Here is a 5,639-nt window from a genome sequence, read left to right on the forward strand (position 1 = left end):
TGGACAAAATTGAAATTCCTAGTTCAAGACTTTGTCTTTGCCTCATTTTTTTAACAGTTTGAAACTGTTTTTAAATATTCATTGAAAATTCTAAATACCTTTTCTCATTTTGTCCAGTAATCAGACAAAAAACTTAAATCTCTCTGCCTATTTCCTTTTGCCTCATGCCTAAAACAAAAAAGTTAAATCTAATTTTCCACAATAGGCTTATACAAATTCTAAATAATTTTTAATCAATTTTTTCTTGGAATTAATCAATATATATCCTAAAATTGCATACTAATATTTGTTGTAACAAATATTGTTAAAAACAATAATAGCCATGCCAATATATCATCGTTTGGGATCAATACCCACAAAGAGACATATTCAATTTGAAAAACCAGCGGGAGGCTTGTATTATGAGGAATTATTTGGGACCATCGGTTTTGACGGAATGTCCTCATTGCTGTATCATCATCATCGACCTACACAGGTCAAAGAAATCATTGAGAACATAAGCACGGCACCCAAAATTGCTGTTGAAAAGAATATTGCTTCTCGAAAATTGATAGGTTTTGATGTAGCACCCGCCAAAGATTTTTTAGATAGTCGTGTTACCTTGTTGGTCAACAACGATTTGCATATTGGAGTGGCAGCACCACAGCAATCACTTCGCACTTACTACTATAAAAACGCAGACGCAGACGAACTTCTTTTTATACATAAAGGAAAAGGTACTTTGCGTACGATGATGGGGAACATCCCTTTTGAATACGGTGATTACTTGGTTATTCCAAGAGGGATGATTTACCAAATTGATTTTGAAACAAGCGATAATAGAATTCTATTTGTAGAGTCCTTTCATCCCATTTATACCCCAAAAAGATATCGAAATCATTTTGGGCAAATGATGGAGCATTCACCTTTTTGTGAGCGAGATTACAAGTTGCCACAAGACTTGGAGACTTTTCAAGAAACAGGAGATTTTTTGATTAAAATCAAAAAACAGCAAAATCTTCATTCGGTGGTGTATGCGGCGCATCCATTTGATGTTGCAGGGTGGGATGGCTATAATTATCCTTGGGGTTTTTCGATTCATAATTTTGAACCAATTACTGGTCGTATCCATCAGCCACCACCAGTGCACCAAACCTTCCAAACAGATGCCTTTGTGGTTTGCTCGTTTTGCCCACGTTTGTATGACTACCATCCAAAAGCCATACCAGCTCCTTATAATCATTCCAATATCGATTCGGACGAAGTGCTGTATTATGTAGACGGAGATTTTATGAGCCGAAATGACATATCTCAGGGACATATTTCATTACATCCTGGGGGCATCCCGCATGGGCCGCATCCTGGAGCGATGGAAAGGAGTATTGGTAAAACGGAGACCCAAGAGTTGGCTGTAATGGTAGATACCTTTAGACCTCTGATGTTGACTGAGGCCGCTATGAAAATAGATGATGGAAAGTACTATAAATCATGGCTAGACAAATAGTAATTAGGGTAGAACAACGCACAACTTATTAAGAAAATGGAATACGATTTTAAACCTTTTTCGATGTCTCAAGACTATCAAGCTTATACATCGGATGATAGAGAAGTTTGGAAAATTCTTTTTGAAAGACAAATCCATCAATTACCCGCTTTGGCTAGTAAAGAATATTTGACAGGGTTGGAAAGAGTACAATTTTCAGCAGATAAAATTCCAAACTACGAAGAAACTAACGTTCTCTTAAATCAATATACAGGCTGGAGGATTCATGTGGTGCCGGGCTTGATTGCCAATAAGCCATTTTTTGAACTAATGCAGGCCAAAAACTTTTGTGCCTCCACATGGCTTCGCAAAAGAGAGCAACTCGATTATTTGGAAGAACCAGATATGTTTCATGATATTTTTGGACACGTACCGCTGCTTTCAAACCCTTCGATTTGTCACTTTTTGGAAGAGTTAGCACGAATTGCCTTGCGTTTTGTCGACGACGAGGAGGCTGTAGAATATATTGCCAGACTTTATTGGTACACAATCGAGTTTGGTTTGATTAAAGAGGATGGAGAGCTCAAAATTTACGGGGCAGGTATTCTTTCATCCTCTGGCGAAAGTACGTATTCGGTTAGTGCCGCCAACGTGGAGCGCATACCGTATGATGTAGTAAGGATTTTTGATACACCTTATATCAAAGATCGTTATCAATCTCAATATTTTGTAATAGACTCCTACCAAGATTTATTCAATTCGATTCCCGAAATCGAGAGAGAATTGGAGAAAAGAATGAATGTAAAACAGAAGAAAAACCCCTTTATTTTTCACGACTCAGAAATCGGACAACATTATGCTAGTATCTGAAAACATACATACTCCGGAAGTGGTAAAAACTGATTTTTTGCCACTCAATGGAACAGATTATATTGAAATGTACGTAGGAAATGCACGTCAATCGGCACATTATTTCCAAACTGCTTTGGGTTTTCAACCTTTGGCCTATGCTGGTTTGAGTACTGGTTTGAAAGACCGCGAAAGCTATGTTTTGGTTCAAGATAAAATCCGTTTGGTGCTTACTACCCCATTGGTTGGTAATACCGAGATTGGTCGTCATATCGATTTACACGGCGACGGAGTAAAGGCCGTAGCGCTTTGGGTAGACGATGCCAAAAGTGCATTTGAGGAAACCACCAAACGTGGAGCCGAACCTGTTTTTGAGCCAGTTGTAGAATCAGACGAGCACGGTACGGTAGTTCGTTCGGCGATTAAAACTTATGGTGATACCATTCATGTTTTTGTAGAGAGAAAAGGGTATAATGGTATTTTCTTGCCCAATTTTACTGCTTGGAATCCAAGTTATCGTCCGACTGAGCTAGGGCTCAAGTATGTAGACCACATGGTTGGTAATGTCGGATGGAACGAAATGAATCAATGGACGGCTTTCTACGAAAATGTTATGGGCTTTTCGCAATTGGTATCTTTCGACGATAAAGACATCTCGACCGAATACACCGCCTTGATGAGTAAGGTAATGTCAAATGGCAATGGAAGAATAAAATTTCCAATCAACGAACCTGCCGAAGGAAAGAAAAAATCTCAAATTGAAGAATACCTTGATTTCTATGGAGGGGCAGGTGTGCAGCATATTGCAGTTGCAACTGACAATATCCTTGAGACCGTTCGGGGGATGATGGCGAGAGGTGTGGAGTTTTTGCAAGTACCTTCAAATTACTATGATACCTTACTTGAAAGAGTGGGGGAAATCGATGAAGAAATAGAGTCGCTCCGCACGCTCAATATCCTCGTAGATAGAGACGAAGAAGGGTATTTATTACAAATATTTACCAAACCTGTAGTTTCAAGACCTACGGTATTTTTTGAAATTATCCAAAGAAAAGGTGCCAAATCCTTTGGAAAAGGAAATTTTAAAGCACTTTTTGAAGCAATTGAAAGAGAACAAGCATTGAGAGGTACCCTTTAATCAATAGATTTAGGGTTTATTGGAAAAGGGTAGATAGGTTATTGAGATTTTCTATTATATTTGAACACTAACAGTTGTTCTAACAATTACAACTGTAACACATAACAAACTATCTCAGTATCCATATATACCTTTTTCTTATATGACTACCAATCCGAGCGACTCACGTGCGTATTTTTTTAAGATAGATACCACTATGAAAAAAATACGGCAAAGTCTACAAAAAAAATTGGACGATGCCCAGCTTGACATTACGGTTGACCAATGGGTTTTGTTGGACCATATTTTTAGAAATCAAAAAAACGGTATCAGTCAAAATGAACTTGCTGAAATGACCGTAAAAGATGCGCCAACAGTTACACGAATTATAGATCTCTTAGTCAAAAAAGGTCTTGCCGAAAGGGCTATGGCCGAAAATGATCGAAGAAGATTTAACATCACATTGACTGATGATGGCATAAAAAAGTTTCATGATGCTTTTCCGATTGTGGCCGAAGTGCGAAGAAAAGGATGGGGCGATTTGTCAGAAAGTGATTATCAAACTTTTGTGCGTATTCTGGATTCTATCTATAATAATATAACTGGTTAGCTATAGAAAAACTTTTCCTACAAATTCAATCGTAATCGGTAAGCCTTTGTTTACAGTGGTCTGCGGTTCTAGTAAAATGTTCTATTCAAAAGATTTGGATTTTTCTATAATTCTTTTGATTTTCAGGTAGTTGTGTTTTTTGGAGTATTCTTCTTTTGAAATCCTCAGAAACAAAATGTTGCCTTTTCCGATTTTACTGACCTTAAAATTTCATCCAAACTAATGAGGCATAGCATACCTACCTGGCTAGAAGTTCAGGCCGATTCAGATTTTAGTATCCATAATCTACCCTTTGGAGTATTCTCTACTCAACCCAATCCTACACCAAGAATTGGTGTGGCCATTGGTGAATATATTCTTGATATGCATTTTTTGGTGAGCGAGGGCGCATTGGATGGATTGAGTTTCGAAATTGAAACGCTTCAAGAACCCGTCCTAAATTCATTTATGGCACTCGGAAATGAAGCTGTTAGAGAATTAAGGGCAAGACTCCAACTCTTATTATCTCAAGCATCTACCGAAAGGGAACCCATTGAAGAAGAGGGATTGATTTTACAATCTGATGCTACCATGCATTTTCCCTTTATGATTGGAGATTATACAGATTTTTATTCAAGCCTTGAGCATGCCCAAAATGCAGGAAAGCTGTTTAGAGACCCCGATAAAGCCTTGTTCCCTAATTGGAGACATTTGCCAGTAGGTTATCATGGTAGGGCGTCTTCAATTCAGCTCTCTGGAGTTAATTTTCATCGTCCGTGTGGACAAATTATTGACAAGGAACGAAGTACTTCCGAAAATTTGATTCCTAAATTTAGTCCGACTAGGGCACTCGATTTTGAATTGGAAATGGCCACAGTAATTGGAAAACCTTCGGAGTTAGGGCAAAGAATTACTGCCCAAAATGCCGAAGAACATATCTTTGGATTTGTACTTTTCAATGACTGGTCGGCTCGTGATATTCAACGTTGGGAGTATCAACCGTTGGGTCCTTTTTTAGGGAAAAACTTTTTTTCTTCTATCTCCCCTTGGGTGGTTACGTTCGAAGCCCTAAAGCATTTTAGAGTAAAAAGCCCTGCGCAAGAACCAGAGGTATTAGATTATTTGAAGACTGAAGGAAATCGAAATTTTGATATTCAACTATCTGTTGAGATTCAAGCCGAAAATTCTTTGCCTACCGTTGTTACTCAAACCAATTTTAAACACATGTATTGGAATGTGGCACAACAAATTGCACATCATACTATCAACGGGTGCAATCTAAATACGGGTGATTTATTAGCCTCGGGTACGATTTCTGGTTCAGAACCAGGTTCGTATGGGTGTTTACTCGAAATTACTGAAAATGGGAGAAAGTCTCTGACTCTTTCCAACAATCAGGAGCGAGTATTTTTGCAAGATTATGATAGTGTTATCATCAAAGGATGGGCCGAAAAAGACGATATAAGAGTTGGTTTTGGGAGCCTCTTCAATAAAGTTTTACCTGCAATAATAAGCAGTAGGCAATAGGCTGTAGGCAATAGGCAAGGAGTTTTAATGGGTTTTTTAGTTTTGCCAAAAGCCAATAGCTGAAGGCGCATTGGCTTAAGTAGGAAATCGTTATT

5 protein-coding genes are annotated in these 5,639 nt (G+C 38.2%); all 5 read left to right on the forward strand.

Features of this window, described 5'->3' with window-relative positions; genetic code table 11:
• Positions 1-322: 322 nt before the first annotated feature.
• The 5 genes from ACOVQ4_RS07970 (at position 323) to fahA (ending at position 5,544) form a co-directional block, all read left to right on the forward strand.
• Positions 323-1,483 carry a homogentisate 1,2-dioxygenase gene (locus ACOVQ4_RS07970; protein ID WP_421820125.1) on the forward strand — a complete coding sequence of 387 codons (1,161 nt, stop codon included), beginning with the start codon at positions 323-325 and terminating at the stop codon, positions 1,481-1,483.
• A 36-nt stretch (positions 1,484-1,519) separates the two neighbouring features.
• Positions 1,520-2,332, forward strand: coding sequence for a phenylalanine 4-monooxygenase (gene phhA / locus ACOVQ4_RS07975; protein WP_421820126.1), 813 nt, complete (start codon positions 1,520-1,522; stop codon positions 2,330-2,332).
• Positions 2,319-3,449, forward strand: a complete 1,131-nt coding sequence (gene hppD / locus ACOVQ4_RS07980) for a 4-hydroxyphenylpyruvate dioxygenase (RefSeq protein ID WP_421820127.1) — start codon at positions 2,319-2,321, stop codon at positions 3,447-3,449. Before phhA ends, hppD begins: the two co-directional genes overlap by 14 nt.
• Positions 3,450-3,645: 196 nt before the next feature.
• Entirely contained in the window at positions 3,646-4,038 is a 393-nt protein-coding gene (locus ACOVQ4_RS07985) for a MarR family winged helix-turn-helix transcriptional regulator (RefSeq protein ID WP_421820128.1), read from the forward strand.
• A 222-nt stretch (positions 4,039-4,260) separates the two neighbouring features.
• Positions 4,261-5,544: a fumarylacetoacetase gene (gene fahA, locus ACOVQ4_RS07990; protein WP_421820129.1), complete on the forward strand. Its 1,284-nt coding sequence runs from the start codon at positions 4,261-4,263 to the stop codon at positions 5,542-5,544.
• Positions 5,545-5,639: the final 95 nt, after the last annotated feature.

This window comes from Flectobacillus sp. (assembly GCF_049240685.1).
In the GTDB taxonomy this organism is placed as follows: domain Bacteria; phylum Bacteroidota; class Bacteroidia; order Cytophagales; family Spirosomataceae; genus Flectobacillus.

What these genes read in the sequence shown, in the direction of transcription:
- fahA (WP_421820129.1), top strand. Translation starts at nt 4,261, where the DNA reads ATGAGGCATAGCATACCTACCTGGCTAGAAGTTCAGGCCGATTCAGAT.
- phhA (WP_421820126.1), top strand. Translation starts at nt 1,520, where the DNA reads ATGGAATACGATTTTAAACCTTTTTCGATGTCTCAAGACTATCAAGCT.
- ACOVQ4_RS07970 (WP_421820125.1), top strand. Translation starts at nt 323, where the DNA reads ATGCCAATATATCATCGTTTGGGATCAATACCCACAAAGAGACATATT.
- hppD (WP_421820127.1), top strand. Translation starts at nt 2,319, where the DNA reads ATGCTAGTATCTGAAAACATACATACTCCGGAAGTGGTAAAAACTGAT.
- ACOVQ4_RS07985 (WP_421820128.1), top strand. Translation starts at nt 3,646, where the DNA reads ATGAAAAAAATACGGCAAAGTCTACAAAAAAAATTGGACGATGCCCAG.